Genomic DNA, 25,146 nt, shown 5'->3' with positions numbered 1-25,146 from the left:
TTATCTGTCGTCTGCCAGTGCCACTTCAGCGTCGTTCAACACCTGCTCATGATCCCATGTCCTTCCGTCACCTGCTTCAAGGCCTCACACCTATGCATCAAATGATCTTGCCGGATGCGGTGCTGGTCGCGTAGCGTTCTCGCCATGGGCGTCGTGCGGGTCACTGCGATGGCGCCCGGGTCTGTCGAGTACCTGCTCCACGGGTGCGATTCGCGCCCCGAACAGAGCTACGAGCACGGTTCAGAACAGGGTGTCGAGAACGCCGGGGATGGCTTTCAGCGGATCCCCGGGGCGGCCGAGTATCTGACCTCTGCGGCCGAGCGCGGCGAGCCCGACGGCGTCTGGTTCGGTGCCGGTTTCGAGGCTCTCGGACTGCCGTTCGCGGCCGGCGACACGGCTGCAGCGGATGACGTTCGGGCGGTGTTCGGGCAGCTGCGTTATCCAGAGCACGTGCTCGCGGGGTCGACCGAGAAGACGCCGGTCTACCTCGGTTCGAAGCCGCGGAAGTTCCGCACGGCAGCCCAGATCGTGGCCGACGCACTCAAGGAAGAACCGACCGCGTCGGCGGAGCGGCGATTCGAGATCGAGACGGCGGCGACCCGCAACACCCGGACTCCGACGGCCTACTACGACGTGACGTTCTCGCCGGTGAAGTCGGTGTCGATGTACTACACGGCGTTGCTCGCCGCGGGCGACAACGACGGCGCGGAGACGGTCCGCTGGGCGCACGACGAGGCGGTGCGGATCGCGTTGTCGTCGGTGCAGTCCGACGTGGCGTATGTCCGCTCGGGCCGCCACGAGGGCCGGGGCCCGTCGGGGCGGACAGTGGGTCAGTGGGAGGCGGCCACGGGCCTGGCCGCCGTGGTCTATGGCCACCACACCAACCGTGACGGTGAGCCCCAGCTGCACTCGCACGCCGGGGTGCTCAACCGTGCCGCGACCGCCGATGGGCGGGTGCTCGCGCTGGATGGGCAGGCGTTCCGGCCGGTGAAGGAGGCGCTGTCGGCGGCCTACACGCGGGCATACCAGCAGCTGCTGACCGAGCGAATGGGGGTGCTGTTCCAGCTGCGGCCTGACGGGCTGGCGCGGGAGATCGCCGGGTTCGACCCGGAGCTGTTGGCACAGGCGAGCACCCGCACCTTGGAGCGTGTCCGCCCGGCGGTCGCGGAGCTGGTGGAGGCGTACACAGCCCGGCACGGGCGGGCCCCGGGGCCGCGGGCGCGGCGGGCGTTGGTGGAACAGGCGGTCAAGGGCACCCGCGAACCGAAGCGGGGTCTGGCCGGCCCGGCCGCGGTACTGGCGTGGACGACCGGACAGTCGGGGCGGGTGGGCAGGCTCGCGGCCGCACTGGACGCGGTCGACGAGGTGGTGATGACCGCGGCGGCCAACGGCACCCATCCGGTGTTCGCACATGGTGACCAGGCACAGGCCATCGACGGACGCGAGGCTGCGCTTGAGGTCCTGGCGGTCATCGGCGCCGGCCGAGCGGTGTCCGGCCACAACACGCCTGTCGGGGAGGGCGCGGCCACGCTCGCGGGGGCAGTGGCCATCGCTATCGAGGCCGGAGTGGCCGATGTCCAGAGCCGGTATGCGACGTGGACGGTCGGAAACCTGACCGCGGCCATCGACGACCACCTCGGCGACCACGCGGCCGCGCTCGGGGTGGCGGCGGCCGCCCGTCCGGCGTTCATGGCCACCCTCACCGAGGCGGTGCTGGCCGCACCCGGTCAGTTCGGGATCGTGCAGGTCTCCGCGTCCGATCCGGTGCCGGTCCCGGACGAGCTGCGCCGCCTCGGCGCCAGTGGTGACGGCCGATCGATGTTCCGCGCCCACATCGACGAGCGCTACGCGACCACCGCGGCGGTCACCGCCGAAGAGCGGCTGCTGGGCTACAGCCGCACCGACAGCCTCATCCCGCTTCCGGCCGCGCGGCTCGCCGAACTCGGGGGAGCACTCGGTGCTGGGAAGCTGTCCCCAGACCAGGCTGCGGTGATTTCCGGGGTGCTGGGGTCCGCGCGGACAGTGGACGTCCTGGTCGGGCCGGCGGGCACCGGGAAGTCGCACACCGTCGGGGCCCTGGCGACCGTGTGGGCGGGTGAGCAAGGTGGCCGAGTGCTGGGCTTGGCGACCGCGGAGATGGCCGCGCGCAACCTGGCCGAGCTCGGCCTAGAGGGGATGAACACCGCACAGTGGCGGCAGCGGTTCCTACCCGACCCGACCACCGGCGAGGTTTGTGATCGGCTCCGCGCCGGGGACCTGGTGATCGTCGACGAGGCCGGCATGAGTACCACCGCCGAGCTGACCGAGATCAGTGACGCTGCCGCGGCGGCCGGGGCCAAGGTGCTGCTGGTCGGCGATCACCACCAGCTCCAGCCGGTCGGCGCAGGCGGCATGTTCGCTCACCTCGCCGCCCAGGCCGGCGTGCTCGAGCTGGACACAGTGCACCGGTTCCGCCACGCCTGGGAGGCCGAGGCGTCGCTGCAGCTTCGGGTGGGCGACGTCGCAGCCGTCGCGGCATACGCCGACCGGGGGCGGTTGCGCACGGGCACGGTGAAGGAGATGAGCGAGCACGCCGTGCGCGGGCACATGGCCGACATGATCGAGGGCAAGGACGCCCTGCTCATCGTCGGCACCAACCGAACTGCGGCGGAGATGTCGAAACAGGTCCACGAGACCCTCGTTGATCTCGGGCGCGTATCGCCCGATGTCCTGGCGATAGTGAACCGCGGGGGTGTCGAGAACAAGATTGGGGTCGGGGACCTGATCCAAGCGACCCGCAACGACCGGCGACTGCGCGTGGACCCCGCGCCTGGTGGGACCGTTGGCGAGGTCCTGAACAAGGAGCGTTACACCGTCATCGGCCTGAGCCCCGCCGGCGCGATCCTGGCCCGAGACCAGCGCGGCGCGGTCGCACATCTGACCCCCGAGTACGTCAAGAAGCACGTCATCCTCGGCTACGCCGTCACCGCCTACGCGGCCCAAGGCGTGACCGTCGATGTCGGGCGGGGCCTGCTCGACCGCGACGCGACCCGCGAGTCGGTGTATGTGCCGATCAGCCGCGGGAGGGAGACCAACCTGCTCTACATGGTCACCGAGCAGGCCCCGGACGGTCACGACCAGCGGCGCATCGAGGACACACCCGCCCAGCGGCTCACCGACATCCTCGCGCGCACAGAGGTCGCGGAAGCGGCGCTGACCGTGCGCGAGGTCGCCGAGCACGACACTGCCTCGTTCGAGACTCTAGGTGCCCTGATCAACCAGGTCAGCATGCGTGCCTCCGGCGGCCGCAACGCCGAAATCCTCACGGAACTGCTCACCGACGAGCAGATGGAACGCCTGCAGGGCGAGGACGCCTACGGACGCATGCTGGCCACCGTCTACGCCGCCGAACTCGACGGACACGACCCGCGCGCACTGCTCATCGAGGCCGTCGCGCGTCGCGGGTTCGACGACGCCGAGTCCATCGCGAAGGTTCTGCACTGGCGCGTCGGAGAGCTCACTGCCGACCGCGCACCGGAGAACGGAACTGCCGAGCCGGAGCACGACTGGACCGCGGTCGCCGACACCCTGGCTCCCGGCCCCGTCCGCGACTACCTCCACCAGCTCGGGGAACTGGCCACCGACCGGCAGCGCGAACTCGGCACCCAGATCGCTCTCGACCCGCCGCAGTGGGCGCTCGACCGGCTCCCTGCTGTCCCCGGCCAGGACGACACCGACGCCCGCCGCGCATGGGAGCACCGCGCCGGAGTGGTCGCGGCGTACCGGGAGTACCGCGGCATCCCCGAGCACCAGTCCTCCCTTGGGCAGGCGCCCCCGACCCAGCAGCCTTTCGCCTACGCGCTGTGGCGCGAAGCCACCGAAGCTCTCGACCCGGACCCGACCGCGCTGGCCTGGCAGCACAAGACCGACAGCGAGCTCTACCAGGCCCGCGAAGCCTGGGCGCTCGCGTTGTATCACGCCGATGAGTACGGGCCCCGCGCCGTCGGTGAGGACTTGGCCGCGACCCAGCGGCTGGCCACCGAGATCAACGACGACGCCGTGCTCACCGCAGCCGAAGCAGACGCCACAGCCGACGGACCCGGCCGAGACGATCTGCTCGCGGCCGCCGACCGCTATCGCGCCCTCGCACAGGCCTACAACGCCCAAGCGACCGACCTGGCCGAGGAGTACGAGGCCCGGCAGCAGTGGTGGGACGACGTCGCTCCGCTGCGCGAGGCCGACCAGGCCGCGGCCGGGGAACTGGAACGACGCCAGCTTCCCGCCTGGCGCGACACCCCGACACCGGCGGCTGGGGAACAACTCATCCTGTCCACCGATGTCCCAGAGCCCGCCGCGGCCGCAGAGCCCGAGAGCAGCCCAGCTGCCGCGCAGTCGAGTGTCGAGCATGAGGGTCCGGGCGCGAACTCGGAGTCGGCGCCGGCCCCGGACCTCGGGCACTCCGACGACTCTCCTACGGTCGAACCGGACGTGCAGGAGCCGCGCGCGAGCGCGACACCCGAGGCAACCCAGGAGGAACCCTCCGCCGACAACGGCGCCCGCCACATCGGCGAGCGCGACCCGGGCGCGGCACGCGACGCAGTGGATGATCTACGCCGCGTGACCCGCGAGTCGCAGCTCCGAGAGCTGCACCAGCAGGCCCGTGTCCAGAACGACCAGCACCACCAGGACCGCGACCCCGACACCGGCTATGCCGAACGGGCCCACCGCGACCAGCTCGCCATCGAGAACGAACGCCACCAGCACCACAGTGGCCAGGCCGAACAGAGCCACGAACAAGGCCATGAGTACGGCGCGGACTACGACCCCTACGACACCGATTACGGCTACGACGACTAACCCAACCGGCCCTCCCGGCGGCCCGACGAAAAGCCAGGAGCCTCCGCACAAGAGCGCGGAGGCTCCCCGCGGGGGTGTCCCGCCCCACCCCAGCAGCCTGCCCGGTCGATACTTCCCGGACGCGGTGGAACAGCGGCGGCAGTTGCCGCGCAGACGGGCTCCGGTCAGCGCGACCGCGGTGAAACCGCCGCATCACCGAGCAACTCGGCGTACCGCTCCATCAGCGTCGGCGGCGACGGCTCGGGCTCGGACTCCCGCCGCTCCAGCTCCGCGCGCAGAAACCCCTCCTGCTCTGCAGCAACACGCAGGCTCTCCTCGTCGGCTACAACACGCACACCCTGGACCTCCCACGGCCCGAGACACACCCCACGGACAGCCGAAGGATCGACGTGCTCGTGCCACGGCGGATCCACGATCTCCTCGACCGTGGCCGTCGGGCCTGGATCACCCCAGGTAACACCGAACTCGCGCTCCGCGAGCTCTCGCACGTCGGCGTTGTGGAAGCTGTGGGCAAGGCCGAAGACACCCCGCTCGATCTGCGGGACGTAGACAGGGAAACGCTCCCCCGTGGCCAGCACGCAAGCTGTCGACCCGATGTAGACGTGACAGTGCCACCGCGTCGCGTCGATCCCCGGCACCGCAGCCTCCACCACGGCCGCCAACTCCAGACGCGCCGGGCGACCGACATCCGGTCTCGCGGGATCAGCCGCGTAGCCACACGCCTCCTGCACACGGCGCAGAACCTGGTCCTGCACCAGCTGGGTGTAGGCCGTCCCCCACGCCGCGACGTCCTCGTCCAAGCCGGCTCTGGCCATGCCGTCGAGCATCGCCGAGAGCGAGAGAGGAATGCGGAACTGCACCTCATGTGAGTCAGCTGGCGGCGACGCATGGGCGTCACCGACATCGAGGAGCGGTGCCGGTGCGACATGGGTATCGCCAAAACGACCACGAATCATCCTGGCCTCCTACCCCGCCCCTGGTCCCGATGTCGCTGCAAGTGCAGGTGGGGCCCTCCCTTAGCCTAAGGGAAGTTCTTCGGTCAGAGTTCTGCACCAGCCAGTTGGTTGGGCTTTTAGCCGGAAAGGCTCGATAGTCACTAAAGTGACAGGCTATCGCAAATAGCCTGGTCCAGGTGGTGGGTCGAGCGGTTGCGCCAAGATCCAGCGAGGCTTGCAGCTGAGCGGGGTGTGCAGCTGGCGCCGCCAGCGGGCGGGGGAAGTGCAGAGCATGAGACCTACGGTCAGCGCGCTAAGACCGTGTTTGAGAAGGGTCGGCGTGTCTGCGCCGCGCGGGCCGCGCTCTGGTCCATCGTGGACGGGTGGCTCGGCGTCAGCGGCGGTATCCCTCGGACACCAGCGATGAGCAGTGGGCGTTGATCGAACCGCTGTTGCCCGAGGCCGGGGCGGGTGGGCGTCCGGAGAAGCACCCGCGCCGGGACGTGGTCGACGCGATCCTCTACGTCGTGCGGGCGGGGTGCGCTTGGCGGGCTCTACCAGCGGACTTCCCGCCCTGGCAGACCGTCTACTGGTATTTCAACCGGTGGGAACAGCAGAAGGTCACCGAGAAGATCCTCCCGGTCGTGCGCCGTCAGCTACGTGCCGACGAGGGGCGGGACCCGGAACCGAGCGCGGGGATCATCGACTCGCAGTCGGTGAAGGGTGCCGACACCGTCGGGCAGGACTCGCGCGGCTTCGACGCAGGGAAGAAGATCAACGGCCGGAAGCGGTTCATCGTGACCGACACCCTGGGCCTGCTGTTGACCACGGTGGTGTGCTCGGCGTCGGTGCAGGACCGCGACGGGGCGAAGTCGATCCTGCTCGACCTGTACCTGCGCACCAGGGTGCGGTTCGTCTACGCCGACGCCGGGTTCGCCGGACGCCTGCTGGAGTGGGCGAACACGATCCTGCGCACCAGCGTCGAGGTCGTGCGCAAACCGCCTGAGCAGCGCGGGTTCGCCGTCCTCCCGCGCCGCTGGGTGGTCGAGCGGACACTGGCCTGGCTGACCGCACACCGCCGTCTGGCCCGCGACTACGAACGCCACCCCGCCGTCTCCGAGGCCATGATCCGCTGGGCCGCGATCAACACCATCACCCGCCGCATCGCCCGCGGCAAGCCGGCCGCCCGCCAACAGAAATACGTCTTCACACCCGCGACTTGATCTTCTCAAACACGCTCTAAGAGCACGGCGGGGAGTCGTTGCAACAGTGGTAGGGCTGGCAGTAAATAGTCATCAGGGATGGAGGTCCTTTCACCTGACCGATGCCGGACCTCGGTCAGGTCTGCACCGCTGTCGAAGCGGGAGGGTCGGGCTGCAGCATCTAGCTCGCCCTCGAAGCCGTCGCCGCTCCAGGAATCTCGGCTCGGGGCGAAGTCGCGACCGTGCAGGATGGGGTAAACGCCGTTTACAGGCCTCGGGCTGCGAAGCCGACACTGACTCGATCAGCTGTCGGCGCTGGTCTGGGGGCGGTCGTCCTTGTCCCTGCGCCCACCATTGCAGAGACGGGATCTTAGTTCCGATCGACATGGCTTGATCAGTTCGGTCTCGATCAGCTTGATCGTGGACTCAGCCACGGCGTTGTCGTAGGCGTCGCCGACCGACCCGACCGAGGGTGCCGCTCCAGCCGCGGCGCGGCGTTCGGTGTAGGCGATGGACCGGTGTTGAGACCCGGCGTCGGAGTGGGCGATGATCCCAGGCAGGTCGTCGTGGCTGTCCTGTGCGCGGATCCATACCGCTTGCTCGAGTGCGTCGAGCACAAGCTCGGTGCGCGTCGAGGTGCCTGCGCGCCAGCCTAGGATCCGTCGCGAGTACGCGTCGATGACGAACGCGACGTAGACCATCCCGGACCAGGGTGGGGACGTAGGTGAAGTCAGCGATCGGCAACCGGTCGGGCGCTGCCGGTCGCACGGGCGCCCGACTAAGAGGTCATTGCAGAAGTCCGGGAGCGGGTACCGGGCGCTCCCAGGGGCGGTGGGAGCATCGCGGGCATGGCGAGGCCTCGGGTGACGACGAAGACGAAGATCTTCCGGATCGAGATCGTGCTGGTCGATGTCGAACCGACCGTGCGGCGGGTGGTCGAGGTCCCGGGTGAGGCCAGTCTCGCGGTCCTGCACGAGGTCGTGCAGGACGCGATGGGCTGGACCAACTCCCACCTGCACGAGTTCGAGATCGACGCTGTGCGCTATGGGATGCCTGATCCGGACTGGGACTCCGGCACGCTCGACGAGGCCAAGACGAAGCTGTTCCGGGTGCTGGCCGCCGGGCAGGACGCGGGCTATGTCTACGACTTCGGCGACAACTGGCACCACGTCCTGACCGTCGACGCAGTCACCACTCCAGAGCCTGGGGTGCGCTACCCGCGCTGTGTCGAGGGGCAGGGTGCATGTCCACCCGAGGACGTGGGCGGGGTGTTCGGCTACCCGGAGTTCGTCGACGCGCTCGCCGATCCCGATCATGCTGAGCACGCCGAGCGGGTCGAGTGGTGGGGCTCGGACCAGTTCGATCCGCACCATTTCGACCTCGCCGGCACCGACCGAGCGCTGGAGCGGTTGGCCTGGTCGCCGCTGGCCGGGTCGAGCGCGACGGCGCGGTCCTGATCCACCGCGAGGGGTCGTTCAGGGCAGACGGCGCAAGCAGATCAACGCGCACGCCAGCTTCAGCAAGGCCTCGATGCTGGTGCGGGAGCGTTCGTAGCGCAGCCCGAGCCGCCGGAACGACAGCAGCCAGGCCATCGTGCGCTCCACGACCCACCGGACCCGGCCGAGCCGGGCCGAGTCTTCGACTCCGCGGCGAGCGATCCGCACCCCGATCCCGCGCCCGGAGAGGTAGCGCCGACACCGTGGGTAGTCGTAGCCCTTGTCGGCGTGCAGCTTGCCGGGACGCCGCCGCGGGCGTCCGGCCTGGCCGCACCGTTCGCGGACGCCGGGATTGGTGTCGAGCAGCTCGGCCAGCATCCGGCTGTCGTGGGTGTTCGCGCCGGACACGACCGCGTGCAGCGGCAGGCCGTTGCGGTCGCAGAGCACGTGGTACTTCGACCCGGCCTTCCCACGGTCGGTCGGCGAGGGCCCTGTCTGTTCGCCGCGGCGCTTGGCGCGCACGCTGACCGAGTCCACCGCAGCTCGCGACCAGTCCAGAACCCCAGCCTGGCCGAGCCGATCAAGGACCACTCGGTGCAGCTCACCCCAGACCCCCGCCCGCTGCCAGTCGCGTAGCCGTCGCCAGCAGGTGGTCCCTGATCCACAGCCCAACTCGGGCGGCAGGTCGTTCCAGCCGATCCCCGTGGCCAGCACGAACACGATCCCCGCCAGCGCGGCCCGGTCCGGTACCGGTGGCCGGCCCGTCCGCGCGCCTCGCCGACGTGGCCGAGGCCGGGGAAGCAGCGGCTCAACCAGCTCCCACAGCTCGTCGGTGACCAGTCGTTCGACCGTCGATGCCCTTGCCATCGACCCCGAGCATCACCCGACCAGATCCATCTACATAGGACCGACACACCCCGACTTCTGCAACGACCTCTAAGTCCGCCGCCCGGGGCCCGGGCACTGGCGATCGTGGTCCGGATCCGGCGGTCGCGGCGCACCCCGACTAGCCCGGCTTCGCGCACCAGCCGCTCGACCGTGCAGCGAGCGATCTCGGCTCCCTCGCGGTATAGCTGAGCCCACACCCTCCGCTCCCGATAGACGCCCTAGTTCTCGGCGTGCACCCGCCGGATCTGGGCGGTCAGCCCCCCGGTCGCGCTGCTGTTGGCGAGTCGGCGCTGCGGCCCGGGCGGCGTAGTAAGTCGGCGGGAGGATCGCCGCACCCACCTCGGCGAGCTGGGCACAGGTCGACCCACCGCCGGCCCGCGGTGGTGTGGGCGACGTGCTGGTCGATGAACCTCACCAGCGCCTCTGTGCCCGGTAGATCCCGGCCGCGAAGAAAGGCCGACGCCGTCCCCAGGATCTCGTTGGCCCGTCTAAGTTCGGTGTTCTCCCGCCGCAGGCGCTTGAGCTCCTCGGACTCCTCGGTCGTGGGTTCCGGCCGGTCATCGGTGTCGAGCTCGGCTTGGACCTATTTGCGGACCGTCCCACCGAGCCGACCCCCAAGTACTCCGCGACCGCGCGCATCGCCGGCCATTGCGAGTCGTAGTCACCCGCGATCTCGGCGACCATGCGCACCGCCCGCCCGCTCCCGCAACTTCGGTGGGTAGTGCCCCTGGGAACGACGACGTGTCCTGGCTCCATCTCCTCAGAAGATCAAGTCTCCGGCCATGCCGGGGCGGTTCACTGGTGGGGCTTGACAGGGCCGTGGTCGCCCTATCGCGGACCTGCACAACGTTGGTGCGAGCTGTCGGCACCAACCGATCGCGTGTGTGCCGACACCCGCGGCGGTGGATCATCAGAGGATCGAATGGGCAGCGAAAGGCCTGGGTGTAAACGTCGTTTACACCCAGACCATGTGCAGGTGCCGCTGCACTTCGGAGCCAGAGGATCTGGCTCGTCCTACGCCGTCACTCCGCAGGACTGGCGTCAGGCGCGGTGGTGGACTCGAGGAGCAGACGGACGAGCTCGGCCCGTTCGGTCTCGGTGAACACTTCCCGGATCGACGCAGCGGCGCGAGCCGGGCTCGACACCGCGATGCTGCGGCGCGTGCGCTTCGGCAACTCGGAGTTACCCAGGGCGCCTCCCGCCGGCCGCCGCCGATACGGGGGGCCGGCTGCGGCGATGGCTTCCTGCTCCGATATCGGCAGAGTGCCGAACTGGCGGGCCTGCTCGAGCTTGAGCGTCCCGGTCTCGAGTGCATCCCGCAGCGGAGGAATCAGGTCGAGCAGGGCCATCCGTTGGCTGACATACATCGGAGTGCGTCCGATCCGTGTCGACAAAGCCCGCCGGCTGATGTTCGCCTCTTCGAGGAGGCGCTTCATCGCCTCTGCCTCATGGAGTGGACCAAGGGCCTTGCGGTGGCTGTTCTCCACCAGCATGACCTCGTACATCGAGGCGACCCGGTCGTCGTTGACCAGAGCCGGGATCTGTTGCAGCCCAGCCACCCCAGCGGCGCGAAGCCGGCGATTGCCGATCAGCGCTACCCAACGGGCGCTGCCCACAGCGGCCTGCTGCTCGGGGTACCGATCGACGAAAGCAGCAGCCGAGCAGACGACGATGGGCTGCAAGACCCCGTGATTGCCAATCGTCGCGACGAGCTCGTAGAACTCGGCATCCTCTTCGTCCGCGGCAGCGCGTTGGTTGAGCGGGTTGGACACGATGTCCCCGACCGGGAGCATCGACGTGGCCGGACCGGGATCCGCTTCCACGACAGGTTGGGGGGCGGTCGGCGGCGGTGGCGCCGGGGCGGCTGATGCTTCGACTGGCGTGCGGGCCGAGTAGTCCTCGGGCACCTCTTCCCGTGCGAGCTCCGCCAGGTTGACGCGCTTACCCACGGCTCAGCCCTCACCAGGGGTGTAAACGTCGTTTACACCGCTCGCGTGTCGCGGCCCTTCACCACCAGTGCCGAGGACCTCCAGGGCGAGTTTGAAGAAGTCCTGACGCGCTTCGAGGGCCACGCGGTTCTTGGCGTACTGGACCACGGTGACGCCCTCGGCTGAGGCACGTGTGTGGAGTTTGTAGTGTCGGATGACCGTGTTGAACACGGGCCACTTCTTCGCGGCCACATAGTCGCGGGTCTGGTCGAGGTCGCCCGTCCCGTCGCGGGGATCCCAGTTGTTGAGCAGCACGCGCCACGGGACCCCCGCGGGCTCGATGACCCGCTGGATGGAGCGCGTCGCCGGCGAGAACGACATTGGTTCGGGCTCCAGCGGGACGATGACATCATCGGCCTGTGTCAGGACGGTCTGTAGAATCGACTCGTCTTCCAGGCTCCCCGGGGTGTCGACGAAGATGTGTGAGTACTGCTTGATCTCCCGCAACTTGCCGAGCAACTGCGGATTGTCGTGGCACTGCTCGAAGTCGAACGGCAGGTCGTCCCCGACCCGCTGGGCCCACTCCAGCATCGAGGCCTGTGGGTCAGTGGAAACACCCAGAACCGGCGACGACTCTGCGGTCCCGCCCAGGGTGTCCGCGACGACCGCGGCCAAGTTGACCGTGACGGTCGTCTTCCCGACGCCGCCCTTCTGATTTGCAACCACATGTACGCGAGCCATGGAGTAATCCCTCCGTCTGCTTCCCACCTGGCAGGTGGTACTTCGGATCCCCTCCATCGTGGCAGACCCTGCCCACGCCTTTGTGCAGGTGGGGCGTCCTCCGCGCGCCGCTGGAAACATCGAACATACATTCGACGAACATATGTACGATTGATCTCGTCAGGGTGATCGAGCCGCACTCCACCCTGTCAGCCCCCGATACCAGTCGAGCGCGCCTATGCGGGGTGAATCGACTGGTAGCCGCGAGCATCGATCGGAATGCTGGACCTGTCCCGCAGGATGGCTGTGTCGGTGGCGATATCCGAATAGTCGGATCGATCCGTGACGTCGACGGCGTCGGCGACGAACACCGGCATGCCGCGGTGGATCACCAGCACGCGACCCGGTGGAAGCTTGCGAATGTCGCCGGGACGAAGGACCGGGGTGGTCTCGCTACTGAGCGAGTGGCGCGTACTACTGAACAGACCATCGGTGTGACTCTGGCGCCGATACGTCTCGTGTGTGCCGCAGAGGTCGGACAGCGCGTGCAGCGTGCGATCGTCCTTGATTCCGCCCCACACACTCAGACTGACGGTGTTGTCCAGAACCTCCCGAGAGCCCACCGGGCCGAACAAACGTTCCAGCTGAGCAAGTGACTGCGCCGACCAGTGGATGATCACGCCTCGACCTGCGGCGTCGGAGATCACCTCAGCGAGGCGGGGGACAGGCGTGCCGTTGGCGAGCTCGTCAAACACCACCGTCACAGGCGGGTCGACACGACGGGCAGGGAAGTCCATAGCCATCTCCTGAGCCGTCCGCAGCCAGTGCTCCGCCAGAGCTGTCAAGACCGGGACTGCCTCGGCCGCCTGCTGCTGGTCAGCGATCAGGAAGAGCGACCCGCCCTGTGCGATGAAACGACGAACGTCCAGACCGTGCCCGTGGGCAGGGCTGATCAGCTCCCGGACCCGGGGATCGGTCCAAGCCCCGACGACGCGGCGCACCGACATCCACACCGCCGACGCGGTCCGGGGGTCGAGCGCCATCTCCGCAGCCAGGTTGGCGGCGAGTTCCGCGCGGCCTGCGTTGCGGAGAATCGTGACCGGTGCCGGATCCGCGGGGAGCCTCCGCCTCGGTGCCGCCGTAGGGGGCCGGCCCCCTGGCCTACCCGCCGCTGCCGGCGCGGCTGAGTCAGCCTCAGGAGGCTCGGTGGCCCAAGCACGGATGGTGTCCACCGACGAGCCGGAAACTGCAGCGGCAACGAGGTAGGCGGTGAGCACTACGACGGCGCGCTCCCGGAACACCCGATCGTTGCCAGCACCACCACCGCCGCCGGCCTCCACTCGCAGCGCTGAGGCTTCGACCAGGGTGTAAGCGCGTCGATTGGCTTCCTGTTGGTCTTCGCACCCACCGATGAGGGCCCAACGCAGTGGAGCGGGCCACCGCAGCCGGCCCGTGCTGTCGTGAACGATGACAGGACCAGCCACGGGGCGACGAGAGCGGGCCAGCGCGGCGAACTCCACCAAGTCCAGCTTGGTGGTCGAGCACAGCAGGGCCCCGGGAGCGTCGAGGACCTTGTGCACCAGGTCTTTTCGAGACTTCCCCGACTGGGTCGGGGCCAGAGTGCCCGTGAGGTTGACGAAAGATCCGTATAGCTGCTTGTTGCGGTACCGGTAGAAAGGGAAGCCCAGCTCGGTCGGCGGGACGCTCCGTACTTCGCCTGGGCTCAACGACGGCCGGGTCCGTTCCGCGCTCCGTCGGAGCGCCGTGGCGGACAGCTCCGCGTTGATCTCGTCGACGCTTGCGTGGCCGCCCGGTGCCGGGGCGAAGCGTCGACCACCCCACCGGACGGCGAAGGCGGTCACGGCGACCAGCACGACGGCCGCCACCGCGGCGCAAACAAGGAACAGCGTCCAATGCCGCATAAGACGCCCAGCAGTGCCATCGGCAGACAACGGAGCACCGAGAGAGCCCCGGACGATGTCTGCGACGTCGGAGAACCCAACCCACATCGGGAACGCCGCGCCGAGAAGGAGCCCAGTGACCACGGCCGCCAGCTCGACAATGACGGCGACAGCCAGCGCGAACCCCACAGCCGTCACGGGGAGGGCAACGTCCTGAACCCAGGGACGAGGAGCTCCGGACCGGGTCCTCACGACGCGTCCCGTTCAGAACGGCGGGCCGCGCCCTGATCGCGGCTCGTGGAACCCCATTCGGTGCCAGCCTTGGAGCCCTGCGATAGAGCGCCCTGCGGCATGCCCTTCTCCGCCGAGACACTCTGCCCGGCTTCGGCGCCCGCCTGCCAGGGGCCGGTGATGGCGAACAGGGTGCCGGGCTGCTGGATCCCGGCGAACAGCACCGTCCCGTCGGGGGAGAAGGTGGGGCCGGTGAACTCCGAGCCCATCTGGCTGCGGGCGATGGGGTAGGCGGTCCCGTCATCGGCGACGCCGGCGAGGTGGTTGTCGCCGTCGCCGTCGGTCGACACGATCAGCCCGCCGAACGGGGCGGCGACGATGTTGTCCGGTGCCTCGACGGTCTCTCCATCCGCTTCCACAGCGAACACCGTGGTCAGGGTCAGTGTCGAGGCGGTCGGATCGTAGTGCCAGATCTGGCCGCGGTGGGAGTCGGAGAAGCTGGAGACCAGGTAGGCGCCGGGGGCGCCGTCGTGGTCGGCCCACCAGGCGCCCTCCAGCTTCTTCGCCCGGGTGATCCCGTCGAGCGAGCGCACCGGACCCCGCGCTGCGTCGCGGTCGGTGACCGGCACCCACGTGACGGTGTAGGAGGTGCCGACGGTGTCGGCCTGGTCGAGGTCGGCGACGACCTTGCCGGACCGGTCGGCAGCCGCCATCGCGGCGAGCTCTCCGGCGCCCGCGTCGAGGGCCTTGAGCGCGCCGCTGCGGCCGCGGAACCCGGTGGGTGGGGTCCACCGGTAGACGGTGCCGTAGGGGTTCGAGGTGTCCTCGGTCAGGTAGATGGTGAGGGTGTCGGGGTCGACGCAGCAGGCCTCGTGGACGAACCGGCCGAGGGCTTTGATCGGCTGCGGGTCTCGGTTGGCCTGCAGGTCGACCGGGTCGACCTCGAAGACGTAGCCGTGACCGTCCTTGTCGGTCTCCTCGCAGGTCAGCCAGGTACCCCAGGGGGTGACGCCACCGGCGCAGTTGGTGGAGGTCCCGGCGAGTGCGACGGTCTCCCAGATGAGCTCGCCGTCGGGGGTGGTCTTGACGACGGTGCAGCCGCCGCCGGCGTCCTCGCGCCAGGTGTAGCCACGCAGGTGCGGGACGGCGCCGTCGTCGTCGGGGCCGCCGCGGACCTCGTGGTTGAGCACCACGAGCACGTTCCCGTCCGGTGCGGGGAACGCGGCGGCACCGTCGTGGATCCCGGGGGAGGCGTGGTCGGAGTAGAGGCGGGTCTTCCCGGCCTGGGTGACCACTCGGTAGGAGAACCCCTCGGGCAGGGCGAGCATGCCCTTCGGGTCGTCGACGAGCGGCCCGTACCCGGCTGCAGCACCCGGCTGTGCCGCGGTTGTGGCCCGGCTCAGCAGACCGTGGACCGGGCCGGACACGGCGACACCGAGACCGACCTGCCCTGAGCTCCGTAGGAACTTCCGTCGGTTGATCAGCACGGGTCCTCCCGGGGAGCGGCTGCTGGTGATGTCAGGCGAGGGGCGGCGGTCATGAGCCCGCGGCCTCGGCGAGGGCTGTTTCAGCGCGGGCAGCGGGGACGGGCGCCGCGGCCGATGCGCCGGCGGGGCCGGCGATGTGGCGGACGTGGGTGATCTTGTCGGCCCAGTCCGAGAGCGGCTGCAGGATGACCCCGGTGCTGGAGTCGTAGGCGTTGACGACCAGGCCGTTGCCGACGTACATGCCGACGTGGCGGGGGTTGGTGGGGGAGCCGAGCGAGCCGGGGATGAACACCAGGTCGCCGGGGGCGATGGTCGCGGGGCCGGCGGGGGTGCCGGCGTTCTTCTGGTTGACCGTCCCTGCGGGGATCGGGACGCCTGCGGCGGCCCAGGCGGCGAGCATCAGCCCGGAGCAGTCGAACCCGTTCGGTCCCTTCGCGCCCCAGATGTAGGGCTTGCCGAGCTGGGCCAGGGCGTAGGTGACCGCGGCGCGCTGGGCGGGGTCGGTGGGCGGGACGAACCCGGGCGGGAGCTTGGTCGGGTCGATGTTCGACGGGGCCAGCGGGACCCCGGCGCCGCCCTGGTCGGGGCAGGCGAACGCGGTCGAGGCCAGCTGCACGTCCGGTGCGGCACCGGGCGCGGCGGGGGCGGGGTTGTCCGGGCCGACCCAGAACCGGTCGACCAGGGCTGCGGCCGGTGCTTCCTGGGGGGCGTAGCGGTCGGGGAACGCCGAGCGCTGCACCGCCTGCGCGGCGGTGCCCGGCGGCATGGTCGCCCAGCCGGGCAGGGCGACGAGCCGGTCCAGGAAGATCCGGGTCGCGTAGTCGGGGTTGAGGACCTGCTCCGGTGAGCCCCAGCCCTGCGAGGGCCGCTGCTGGTAGAGGCCCAGGGAGTCGCGGTCGCCGTGGCCGACGTTGACCAGTCTCGATTCGACGATCACGGTGGAGATCGCGATGACCGCGGCCCGGCGCGGGAGGCCGCGCTGGGCGACGATGTTGACGATCGTGGCGGCGTTGTCGGTCTGCTCGGCGTTCCAGTCGGTGCCGCCGATCGTCTGCGATCCGCCGCCGAGGCCGCCGTCGCCGCCGCAGTCCCCGCCGGGGAGCGCGCCCCCGGCGACGATGGTCAGCATGCCCACGCCCATCGTCAGCACGGCGCCGGCGAAGACGAGGATGACCGCGCCGACCGCCAGGGCGATGGTGCTCTTCTTCTGGTCCACCGTCAGGTCACCGTCGCGGCGGTGCGCCGCCGGAGCCACGGCCGTTGTGGCCGGTGCCGTTGGTCGAGATCCTGACGGCCGCGGCCAGGTGCTCGACGGCGGCGGGCGCGGCGGCGTCGAGGCTGGGGTCGGGAGTGGAGGCGCTCACCGGCACCAGCCGTGGGCGGCCTGGGCGCCCGGTCGGCGGTGAGGGTTCCTGGAGCGCGGGGTGCTGCGGTGTCGCGTGGGGCTGGTCGTCTCGGGAGCGCAGCCCGGCATTGGTGTCGAAGATGGCCCGCTCGGTGGGGGAGAGGACCGTCTGGATCTTCATGCCGGGGCGGTTCTCCAGCTTCCACAGCGCACGGCCCTGGCCTTCCATCGCCCAGCCGGTGAGCACGGCCTGTTCACGCTCGGACAGTCCGAGCTCGTCGGCGAGCTCGTCGCCGACCCGGGTGGACTGGCCGAGCAGGATCCGGGTCGAGCACAGCGCGAGCAGGTCCTTGGCGATGGAGACCTCCTGGGAGCCGGCGGCGCCGACGGAGAGCAGGTCGGAGGGCTTGTGCATCACCAGGAGCTGGATCTTGCGTTCGGCGCGGGACAGGCGCAGGTCGGAGTCGACGGCCTGGACCGCGCGCAGCCCGAGTCGCATCTGCCGCCAGACCTCGTCGCGCACGACGATGCGCACGTCGCCGTCGTCCTGCAGGTCGGTGATCATCGAGGACCAGGAGCCGAGGCAGGTCAGAGCGACCGCGATCGCCTGATCGCCCCTGCTGCGCAGCAGCGAGAGGTCCATCGACTGCACGGGGGCGTCCCAGTCGAGGTCGAAGTTCGTCGGCTCGTCGAACAACCCGCTCAGGGGGCCGACGACGAGGTTGGACAGGGCGTCGGTGATCTGGCGGGTGTGGTCGAGGAATTGGCGGTGGGAGGCGAAGCGGGTGGCCTGCCACAGGTCGTCGTCGGGGTGGGCGAGCTGGTCGACGACGTCGGGGATGGTGATCGGGCGTAGCTCGTCCGCGCCGTGCTCGGCGCCGACGAGCCGGTTGAGCACGGTGGACAGGACGTGTTCGTCGGTGACGGTCGGGTCGTAGCCCTGGGCCTCGGCCAGCGCGGTCAGCAGCCTTGTCCAGCGCGCCAGGATGCCGGTGAGTTCCTCGCGCTGCCGCTCGGTGCTCCAGGTGCCCCACCTCGATCGGATGGGTCCGAGGTCCAGGGCGTTGAGGCGGTGGTGGCTACCGCGGCCGAGCGCGATCGGGGTGATCCCGAGCGAGCGCAGCAGCGGGGTGTACTCGCCCTTCACGTCACCGGAGATCAGGGAGCGGACGCCGAAGAGCATCATCCGCAGCATCAAAGCGACGACGGTGGAGGACTTGCCGCGGCCCGGTTCGCCGAACACCACCAGGTTCGGGTTGGTGACCATCTGGCGCAGCACCCACTCGGTGGGGTGGACGTAGAAGGCGCCCCCGGACTGGGTGTCGTAGCCCAGCCGGGCGCCGATGGCCGGGACGCCGTTGGAGGCCAGCAGCGGGAACAGTCCGCCGACCTCGGCGGTCGTGGCGCGGTAGATGGGTGCTCGCCGTGCAGCGTCGACGGCGGCCCATCCGCGGCCCGGCTCCCGGTGGCCCTGGCGGGGGGCGGTGGCCTGGTTGACCCGACTCCGGCCGCCTCGCCGGCCGTCGACGCGCTCCTCGTCCGGGCCGATGGGGTCGGCGGGTGCGGAGACGGGGATGCCGTCGAGGTCGGTGAACTGGCTCAGCAGGTCGCTGGTGGTGCGCGGCTGTACGTGGCGGCGCTTACCGAAGATGCTCATGAGTCGAACGCCCTGGTCAGACGGGGCAGCCCGATCCCGACCGGGAGGGCCGCGGCGACGAACGCGGAGTCCTGGGCCAGTTCCAGGCGCAGCAGCCGGAACCGGCCCGAGGAGTCGTTCTCCAGACGGGCGGCGTGGTCCTCGAGGTTCCACTCGGCGGGCACCGTGAGCGAGGAGGCCACGGTGAAGCGGACCAGGGCGTGCCCGGCCGCGACCGCTGCTTCTTGTTCGCGGGCGCCGGTTTGGCGGCGGGTGTCGACGGCGGTGGTGTTGAACCCGCGCTGGGCCTTGGCATCGACCAGGACGTTGTTGCGGAACCGCTGGGAGCGCACCTCCCGGGCGGCGGCGGCCTGGGACAGGATCTCGTAGTGGATCTGCAGGGTGCGGCGCTCTCCTGCGGTGCGGACCGCGAGCAGCGGGCCGAGCGACCCGAAGATCGTCCCGGATTCCGGGGGCTGCACCGCGTAGGAGACCGAGGAGAACCCGTCGTGGTGATAGGCCCGGGCAGCCGGAGCGGGCGCGAGGGCGGGGCCGGCTTGGGAGATCGGTAGCCCCACCGAGCCGTCCGGGTCGGGCCGCATGAGGTGCTGGTACTGCAGGGAGGCGGCGGTAGCGGGGTTGAAGCCGGTCTTGATGGCCTCGGCGACCCCGGTGGAGGTCAGCCAGGTCACCGACTGCACGCCCAACCCGCGCAGACCGTCGGCGACGGCTTCCAGGACGCGGTAGAGCGCGTACGCGCGGCCCGCGACACCGCCGCCGGCGGCCTTGGCCGGGCGGCGCAGCGCGTCCTCGGTGCCCGACACGGTCACGAACAGCTCGGTCCGCACGCTGACCGAGGCGACGTCGCGGTCGATCTCGGCGGTCACCTGCCGGGCCAGTGTGGGGGCGTCGGCGCGCTGGTGGCGCTCGCGCCAGACCGCGTACTCGGTGCCGTCGTCGGGAACGGTGCGCACGAGCAGCGAAATGCGGTCGACGACCTCGCGATGCCCCAGTCCGACGAGCATCGAGCCGAGGCGGCGGGCGAGCTCGGCGCACTCGTCGTCAGACAGCATCCCGACACCGGAGTGGGTCAGGCGAGCGGTGGCGCCCCAGCGTCCCTGGTCGGTGTCGTGGATCAGGCAGATCCGCGAGCCGTGGAACTCCGGGCCGTCGGGGAACTCCAGGCGCGACAGCACGCCGGGCAGGTCGGGCTCGCAGCGATCACCGGCCAGCCCGGCCGCGGCGCGTGACTGCCAGGGGGACCAGCGCATCAGCACTCCTGTCTGGAACATGATCAGGTCGGCCAGCCAGCGGAACGCGGGGCGGCCGTGGACGGGCACGACGATCAACACGACGGTGATCGCAGCGAACACTCCCCAGCTCAGCGCGGTGGACCACTGGTTGCGCGACATCGCGATCAGCGCCGGAGCACACACCGCGATCACCAGGAACGCCTGGACCGGGGTGAGGCCGGCGATCCAGCCCATCCCTTCCTTGAGATTCAGCCCGCGATACACCCGCGGGCCGTGGGCCTCCTGGACAGCGCTCATGGGGTGTCGTCCTCGCGGTCGGTGCCGGCAGGTGCAGCCGGTGTGGTCGGGGGTTCGGGGGTCCACGCGGTGGGGATGGGCGTGGTGCCGGGTCCGGAGTCGGGGCGCCCGGCCTCGGGCGGTCCGGGATCGACCACTGGCGGTTCAGACCCGGGCCCAGGCTCGGGTCCGGTGGTCGGGTCGGGCTCAATCGGGCCGTTGTCACCCCCGGCGGCCGCGCTGGACCCGCCCCACGGCGCGGTCGCCCCCGCGTAGGCGCCCCCGGCGGCCGAGCCGATGTCCCCGCCACTGGGAGCGGGCGCGGGTCCGGGGTGCCCGACACCGGTCTGGGCCATCTGGGAGGACCCATAGCCGCCCGCGGCACCCGCGGCGGCCTTGGTGGCCAGGTAGCCGCCCACCACCGCCGCGGCCGCGACACCCCCCACCGCGCCGAGCCCCGCCGCCGCGCCACCGGCGGCTGCGCCGCCGCCCGCGGCCGACCCACCACCGGCAGCACCCGCACCACCAGCGCCACCGGCACCAGCACCGCCCGCACGGCCGGCGGCCGCGGGAGACGCGGCGGTCGAGCCACCGAGCTCCCCGCCACCCCCGGCCGAGGCGGCACCGTCCGAACCGCCGCCTCCGGAGCGGGCCATGCGAGCGACGTTGATCGACTCACTGGTGCCGCCATCCGCACCCGGCGCCGACGAACCACGCCCACCACCACCCGAGCGCAGCGCCATCCCCGCACCGGTACCCGGATCGACGAAGGCCAGCAGCCGGTAGATCACCATCGGGCAGAACAGCGACACCAGCAGCACCGCCGCCCCGGCCAGCAGCCCCGCGACCCCCTCGGCGCGGGCCATGACCGAGACCCCGATGAGCAGGATGAGTGCGAGGGCGGGTTTCATCAGGATCGCGGCGAGGAGCCAGCGCACGCCGCGCCAGAACGACGGGGCGGTGGAGTCGGCGACCAGCATCGCGGCCAGCAGCGGGATCGTCGCGACCAGGACCAGGATCGCGGCCTGCCGGAAGATCATCTGTAGGGCGAAGCCGATCCCGGCCGGGATGACCCCGAACAGTGCGGCGAGGCCGAGGATCATCGACCGGACGTTGTCCTCGGTGTCACCGAGGTCGGGGTTGTCCCCGACCCGGGCGGTGACGGTGTCGTTGGCCAGGGTCGCGCCGAAGGTGCCGTCGCCGCCGAGCTGGGACAGGAAGAACGTGGTCAGCCCGTCCGCGGCGCCGAGCAGGACCGCGACCATGCCGGAGGTCAGCGCGATCGCCATCCCGAACTGCAGAGGCCCGGTGAACGCCCGGAACATGCCCCGCCCGCCGCGCAGGGCGACCGAGATCAGCTGGTAGAAGAACAGGCCCAGCGCGATCAAGGTGGCCAGCCAGATCAGCGACGACCACAACGACAAGCTCTGCCCACCAGCTCCGGCCGTGGCCGCGTCGACGGCGGTGGCGGGGTTCGGGGAGTCCGGGCGCTGCTCGGCCTTGCCGGTGATCGTGCTCGGGTCGACCCAGGACACCTGGTCGGCCAGCTCGAACCCCGCCCGCAGCACCCAGACCCCGGCGTCCCACACCTTCTGCATGACGGCGTCGAAGCCGGACTGAACGATGGAGCCCAGGAAACCCGAGCCGGAGTCGCCTTTCCCGGATGCCCCCCCGCCCGGGGACGGTTCGGGCAGCGGGGGCGGCACCGGGGTGGGATAACGGGCGAGCATCATGGAGGTCATCGCTGGATGTCTCGCCATCCCGCGGCGACGGCCTCGTCGCTGGCGGGCCAGGCGCTCGGTGCGATGGCCGCGGTCGGCCCGGAGGCGACCTTCCACTGGTCACCCACACGCCGCATCGGGAGGCAGTCGCCCCAGCCAAACGAGACGACCCGGCCGTTGTTGTCGGCGACGAACTCGCCCAGCGCACAGGCCACAACGTAGGTGCCGTCGGCGGTGCTGCCCTTGACCATGGCGCTGGTCGGTGTCCACGACATCCGCAGCCCGCTCGAGGACGGGCCGGTGGGGCGCAGGTGCGCGCCGCGACGAAGGTCGGCGAGGTCGTTGCTGGTCGTGGTCCGGTCAGCGGGCTGGGCGCCGGGCTCGGCGAGGGAGTTATAGATCTGCGCCCAGACCTGCGGGTCGCCGCCGGACAAACCGGCCTTCATCAGCTCGACCAGCTGCGCGACCGCGCCCTCCGGGGTGTCGGGGAACCCGGTCGGGACCAGCGTGGCGACGAACTGCTGGGGTGCGGGGAGCACGATCGGCGGGCCCGCCGTCCGCGTGGAGAGCGCGTGCGGCTGGATCGCGGCGAGGGGAACCTGCAACATCGGGCGGGCGGCGAGCTCGGCCTCGGCCTGCGGTCCGGAGCCGCTGTCGCCAGTGCCGATCGGGGCCGGCTGCGCGGGAGCAGACTCCGGGCCGCGCTGCGGGTCGGTGAAGACGCCGGTCAAGGACACGATCAGCGCGACCACGACCACCAGGACCAGGGCCGTGACCGCGCCCAGGATGAGCAGGGCGCGGCGCTGCCCGCCACCCGAGCGCAGGTGGGGGTCGTGGGGGTTCATCAGGCGGGCCATCAGCTGGCTCCGGCGGCGAATGAGGTGATCAGGGTGTAACCGAGGCCGAGCAGAACGGCCAGAACGAGGCTGGAGACGATCATCTGTGCGCCGCGGCGTCCGGAACCGTGGTGGTCATAGAGCCGTCCAGCGGTAGAGGCGATGATCCCGCCGAAGAACAACCCCAGAACGCAGACCCCGGCGATCCAGATGAAGAAGCCGACCACCCGGGTGAACATCTCGTTCCCGGGTGGTGCGACCGCGTTGACCTCGGGGATCCGCGGCGGCTTCGGCGGCGGGTCCTGCAGGGGGAGCAGGAACGCGTGGGCGAAGGATTCGCTGATCAGGTGGGGGACAGACATGGGGTGTGCTCCGCAGGGTGGTGTGGGACGAACGGTGTGGGCGTGGCGGTGTGTGCGGGCTGGTCGCCGGGGTGGGGGGCCGGACGCAGCGGGTCGAACCAGTCGGCTGGTCAGCGGCGCCTCGGTGAGGTGATGAGCTGCCAGGAGGCGAGCAGCGGTCGTAGGGCGTCGACCGCCCGGGCCGGGCTGGGTTCGTCGGTCACCCCGCCGACCTCCCAGGCCGGGATGTGTGGCACGAACAGGGCTTCGTCGAGCAGTGCCGCGACCCGGGGCCCGGCCGCGCCGGCCACTCCCGTCGGCCATTTGCGGGCGCCGTTGACCACGAGCTGGTAGATCGGGGTGGCCAGGCCGCGCTGCACCCAGGGGTCCAGGCGGGCGAGCAGCTGCTCGGCCTGGCGCAGCGACGGGCGGGTCGCGCGGACCACCAGGATCGGGCGCTGGGTCGGCAGTCCGCGGCGTAGCCAGCCCCCGGCGCCGTAGATCGGGGTCGCGGCGGCCCGCCAGCCGCCGTGACCGAGGTCGACGACGGTGGCGTGCAGCGGGTCGGGTGCCGGGTCGGGCAGCCAGTCCGGGGGTGGGGGCACCATCCCGGGGGTGATGGTCGGCAGCGCCGCCGGGTTCCGGGTCTCCAGGCGGGCCAGCAGCGCGTCGGCGCGCCAGCTGTAGCGGACGGTGAGGTGGTCGTTGACCTGCCGGGTCCAGGGGCCGTCCACCGAGGAGGCACCGGCGAGCCCGGAGCGGGCGGGGTCGTCGGCGTCGATCAGCAGCGCGCACCGCTGGTCCTGCTGCAGCGCGTCCACGATTGCGGCCGCGACACACGACGCGCCGGCCCCGGCGGACCCGGCCAGCACCGGGATCAGCGGCCCGAACGCCGCCCAGGACACCGGGCGGGACTCGGGGAACACCGTGCGGGTGCGGTCCTGGGCGGCGTCGGTGGCCGCGCCGAGCTGCTCGGCGACCTCGACCGGGTCCGGACCGTGGCCCTGGTCGACGGCGGCTGCGGCGGAGGTGGTGTCGACGATGCTCTCGGTGTCGACCACCCCCAGCCCGCCCGGGGCGCGGGTGCGCGCGGCGGCGCCGAGCCGGTGATTGAGCTCGTACGGGCTGCGCGGCGGCGACGCCCCCGGCCCTGCCCAGCGGTGGTGCGGGTCGGCCGCGTTCCGGGGTGAGGTCATCAGCTGGTCCCTCCTCGAGGGGCGGTCCGGGCGAGCGCGGGGTCGGGCGCGGTGGACTGGTCGGGGATCAGGGCGGCGGAGTCGGCGGCCTCGTAGATCTCGCGCGCTGCGGCGCCGAAGCGGGGTGAGACCAGCTGGGTGGCATCGCCGCCGGACACGACCCCGACGACCTGCCCGCGCCCGGCCGCGGCGTCCGGGCCGGCCAGCCACGGCCCGCCCGAGGCGCCCTCGGTCATGTCGCAGGTCATCGCCAGCACCTGCCCGCCGTCGCGGTCCGGCCGGGTGAAGGTCTCGACCGCGGCGGGGCCGTCGCAGCCCCGCAACGACTGCCCGTCGTAGACGCCGGTGGCCGGGTAGCCCAGCGCGGCGACCGGGAGCCGGTCGGGGGTGGAGAAGCGGATGCCCTGCGCGCCGAGGACCTGCTCGGGCAGGACCCCGTCGCGGGGCAGCAGCGTCACGAACGCGAAGTCGGTGTCGGCGGCGACGTCGTTGATGGGGGAGTCGATCTGCTGCCAGGCCGGTGGCACGTAGGCGGTGTCGACGGTCCACCGGCCCAGCGGTTCCTCACCCGCGGCGTAGCCGGGGATGAAGAACGCCCCGTCGACCCGCCAGCCGCCGTCGAGCCACACGCAGTGCGCCGCGGTGGCCAGCACCCGCCGCGACCGCGAGGCGACCACCGCCGCCGAGCACTGGTGGCGGCCGCCGTCGACGACCAGCACCCCGACCGAGGTCGCCGACAACCCGCCGACGACCGGCCCGGCCTGGCCCCGCACCGGCGCCTGCACTGCCGAATCGGACGGTGCAGCGGGTGCAGTGGGTGTCCTCGGGTCGGCCGACCCCCACGGCGCGGCCGACCCGAGTCCCACCACCCGAGCGCCCTGCGGGGCCTCGGAGGTCCACGACGCCAGCGCGACGGCCGCGGTGACCGTCGCGGCGATCGCCACGGTCATCACTGCGGTCGTCTGCGCTGTGCGCCAC

The 25,146-nt window shown here is 71.0% G+C and carries 16 protein-coding genes and 3 pseudogenes; 3 read left to right on the top strand and 16 right to left on the bottom strand.

Translation table 11 applies throughout. From position 1 onward, the window contains the following. The first annotated feature begins 144 nt into the window (after window positions 1–144). Entirely contained in the window at window positions 145–4,836 is a 4,692-nt protein-coding gene (gene mobF / locus ZF1_RS28230) for a MobF family relaxase (protein WP_337826780.1), read from the top strand. A gap of 164 nt (window positions 4,837–5,000) precedes the next feature. Here the strand turns inward: mobF and ZF1_RS28225 are convergent, their stop codons facing one another. Continuing rightward, window positions 5,001–5,696: a hypothetical protein gene (locus tag ZF1_RS28225; protein WP_482638811.1), complete on the bottom strand. Its 696-nt coding sequence runs from the start codon at window positions 5,694–5,696 to the stop codon at window positions 5,001–5,003. Window positions 5,697–6,115: 419 nt separating this feature from the next. On the opposite strand from ZF1_RS28225, the pseudogene ZF1_RS28220 reads away from it, so the two are divergent. Then, window positions 6,116–6,980 (top strand): annotated as a pseudogene (locus ZF1_RS28220) (IS5 family transposase); the annotation flags it as partial. A 382-nt stretch (window positions 6,981–7,362) separates the two neighbouring features. Here the strand turns inward: ZF1_RS28220 and ZF1_RS28215 are convergent. Further along, a pseudogene (locus tag ZF1_RS28215) lies at window positions 7,363–7,729 on the bottom strand (DDE-type integrase/transposase/recombinase); the annotation flags it as partial. A gap of 107 nt (window positions 7,730–7,836) precedes the next feature. On the opposite strand from ZF1_RS28215, the gene ZF1_RS28210 reads away from it, so the two are divergent. After that, the gene (locus ZF1_RS28210) at window positions 7,837–8,430 is read left to right on the top strand and encodes a plasmid pRiA4b ORF-3 family protein (RefSeq protein ID WP_337826784.1); all 594 of its coding nucleotides are present in this window, start codon (window positions 7,837–7,839) and stop codon (window positions 8,428–8,430) included. Window positions 8,431–8,448: 18 nt separating this feature from the next. On the opposite strand, the gene ZF1_RS28205 is transcribed toward ZF1_RS28210, so the two are convergent. From ZF1_RS28205 to ZF1_RS28140, 14 genes and pseudogenes are all read right to left on the bottom strand, one after another. Continuing rightward, window positions 8,449–9,276, bottom strand: a complete 828-nt coding sequence (locus tag ZF1_RS28205) for an IS5 family transposase (protein WP_337826785.1) — start codon at window positions 9,274–9,276, stop codon at window positions 8,449–8,451. Window positions 9,277–9,404: 128 nt separating this feature from the next. Continuing rightward, window positions 9,405–9,494: pseudogene (locus ZF1_RS28200) on the bottom strand (IS3 family transposase); the annotation flags it as partial. 825 nt (window positions 9,495–10,319) lie between these two features. Continuing rightward, entirely contained in the window at window positions 10,320–11,246 is a 927-nt protein-coding gene (locus ZF1_RS28195; RefSeq protein ID WP_253068801.1) for a ParB/RepB/Spo0J family partition protein, read from the bottom strand. Window positions 11,247–11,249: 3 nt separating this feature from the next. Continuing rightward, window positions 11,250–11,966 carry a ParA family protein gene (locus ZF1_RS28190; protein WP_253068802.1) on the bottom strand — a complete coding sequence of 239 codons (717 nt, stop codon included), beginning with the start codon at window positions 11,964–11,966 and terminating at the stop codon, window positions 11,250–11,252. A gap of 215 nt (window positions 11,967–12,181) precedes the next feature. After that, window positions 12,182–14,035, bottom strand: a complete 1,854-nt coding sequence (locus ZF1_RS28185) for a type IV secretory system conjugative DNA transfer family protein (RefSeq protein WP_337826786.1) — start codon at window positions 14,033–14,035, stop codon at window positions 12,182–12,184. 59 nt (window positions 14,036–14,094) lie between these two features. After that, window positions 14,095–15,504: an alkaline phosphatase PhoX gene (locus ZF1_RS28180; protein ID WP_337826787.1), complete on the bottom strand. Its 1,410-nt coding sequence runs from the start codon at window positions 15,502–15,504 to the stop codon at window positions 14,095–14,097. 109 nt (window positions 15,505–15,613) lie between these two features. Continuing rightward, window positions 15,614–16,780 carry a C40 family peptidase gene (locus tag ZF1_RS28175; RefSeq protein ID WP_482638810.1) on the bottom strand — a complete coding sequence of 389 codons (1,167 nt, stop codon included), beginning with the start codon at window positions 16,778–16,780 and terminating at the stop codon, window positions 15,614–15,616. A gap of 7 nt (window positions 16,781–16,787) precedes the next feature. Next, on the bottom strand, window positions 16,788–18,566 hold the full coding sequence (locus tag ZF1_RS28170; protein ID WP_357440989.1) for an ATP-binding protein: 1,779 nt from the start codon (window positions 18,564–18,566) through the stop codon (window positions 16,788–16,790). Continuing rightward, window positions 18,563–20,095, bottom strand: coding sequence for an SCO6880 family protein (locus ZF1_RS28165; protein ID WP_253068807.1), 1,533 nt, complete (start codon window positions 20,093–20,095; stop codon window positions 18,563–18,565). Before ZF1_RS28165 ends, ZF1_RS28170 begins: the two co-directional genes overlap by 4 nt. Beyond that, the gene (locus ZF1_RS28160) at window positions 20,092–21,816 is read right to left on the bottom strand and encodes a TrbL/VirB6 family protein (protein WP_482638809.1); all 1,725 of its coding nucleotides are present in this window, start codon (window positions 21,814–21,816) and stop codon (window positions 20,092–20,094) included. Before ZF1_RS28160 ends, ZF1_RS28165 begins: the two co-directional genes overlap by 4 nt. After that, the gene (locus tag ZF1_RS28155; RefSeq protein ID WP_281010767.1) at window positions 21,813–22,652 is read right to left on the bottom strand and encodes a hypothetical protein; all 840 of its coding nucleotides are present in this window, start codon (window positions 22,650–22,652) and stop codon (window positions 21,813–21,815) included. Before ZF1_RS28155 ends, ZF1_RS28160 begins: the two co-directional genes overlap by 4 nt. Further along, entirely contained in the window at window positions 22,652–22,993 is a 342-nt protein-coding gene (locus ZF1_RS28150; RefSeq protein WP_281010768.1) for a hypothetical protein, read from the bottom strand. The genes ZF1_RS28155 and ZF1_RS28150 overlap by 1 nt, the downstream gene beginning before the upstream one ends. Before the next feature lie 110 nt (window positions 22,994–23,103). Continuing rightward, entirely contained in the window at window positions 23,104–24,168 is a 1,065-nt protein-coding gene (locus ZF1_RS28145) for a hypothetical protein (RefSeq protein WP_281010769.1), read from the bottom strand. Further along, the gene (locus ZF1_RS28140; RefSeq protein ID WP_482638808.1) at window positions 24,168–25,118 is read right to left on the bottom strand and encodes a trypsin-like serine peptidase; all 951 of its coding nucleotides are present in this window, start codon (window positions 25,116–25,118) and stop codon (window positions 24,168–24,170) included. The genes ZF1_RS28145 and ZF1_RS28140 overlap by 1 nt, the downstream gene beginning before the upstream one ends. Window positions 25,119–25,146: the final 28 nt, after the last annotated feature.

The sequence above is a fragment of the Pseudonocardia sp. ZF1 genome, assembly GCF_056835605.1.
This window is presented reverse-complemented; position numbering and strand designations above follow the sequence as displayed.

Coding starts and splice junctions, on each gene's coding strand:
- mobF (WP_337826780.1), top strand. CDS start 145: ATGGGCGTCGTGCGGGTCACTGCGATGGCGCCCGGGTCTGTCGAGTAC.
- ZF1_RS28205 (WP_337826785.1), bottom strand. CDS start 9,276: ATGGCAAGGGCATCGACGGTCGAACGACTGGTCACCGACGAGCTGTGG.
- ZF1_RS28190 (WP_253068802.1), bottom strand. CDS start 11,966: ATGGCTCGCGTACATGTGGTTGCAAATCAGAAGGGCGGCGTCGGGAAG.
- ZF1_RS28170 (WP_357440989.1), bottom strand. CDS start 18,566: ATGAGCATCTTCGGTAAGCGCCGCCACGTACAGCCGCGCACCACCAGC.
- ZF1_RS28165 (WP_253068807.1), bottom strand. CDS start 20,095: ATGAGCGCTGTCCAGGAGGCCCACGGCCCGCGGGTGTATCGCGGGCTG.
- ZF1_RS28160 (WP_482638809.1), bottom strand. CDS start 21,816: ATGACCTCCATGATGCTCGCCCGTTATCCCACCCCGGTGCCGCCCCCG.
- ZF1_RS28155 (WP_281010767.1), bottom strand. CDS start 22,652: ATGGCCCGCCTGATGAACCCCCACGACCCCCACCTGCGCTCGGGTGGC.
- ZF1_RS28150 (WP_281010768.1), bottom strand. CDS start 22,993: ATGTCTGTCCCCCACCTGATCAGCGAATCCTTCGCCCACGCGTTCCTG.
- ZF1_RS28145 (WP_281010769.1), bottom strand. CDS start 24,168: ATGACCTCACCCCGGAACGCGGCCGACCCGCACCACCGCTGGGCAGGG.
- ZF1_RS28140 (WP_482638808.1), bottom strand. CDS start 25,118: ATGACCGTGGCGATCGCCGCGACGGTCACCGCGGCCGTCGCGCTGGCG.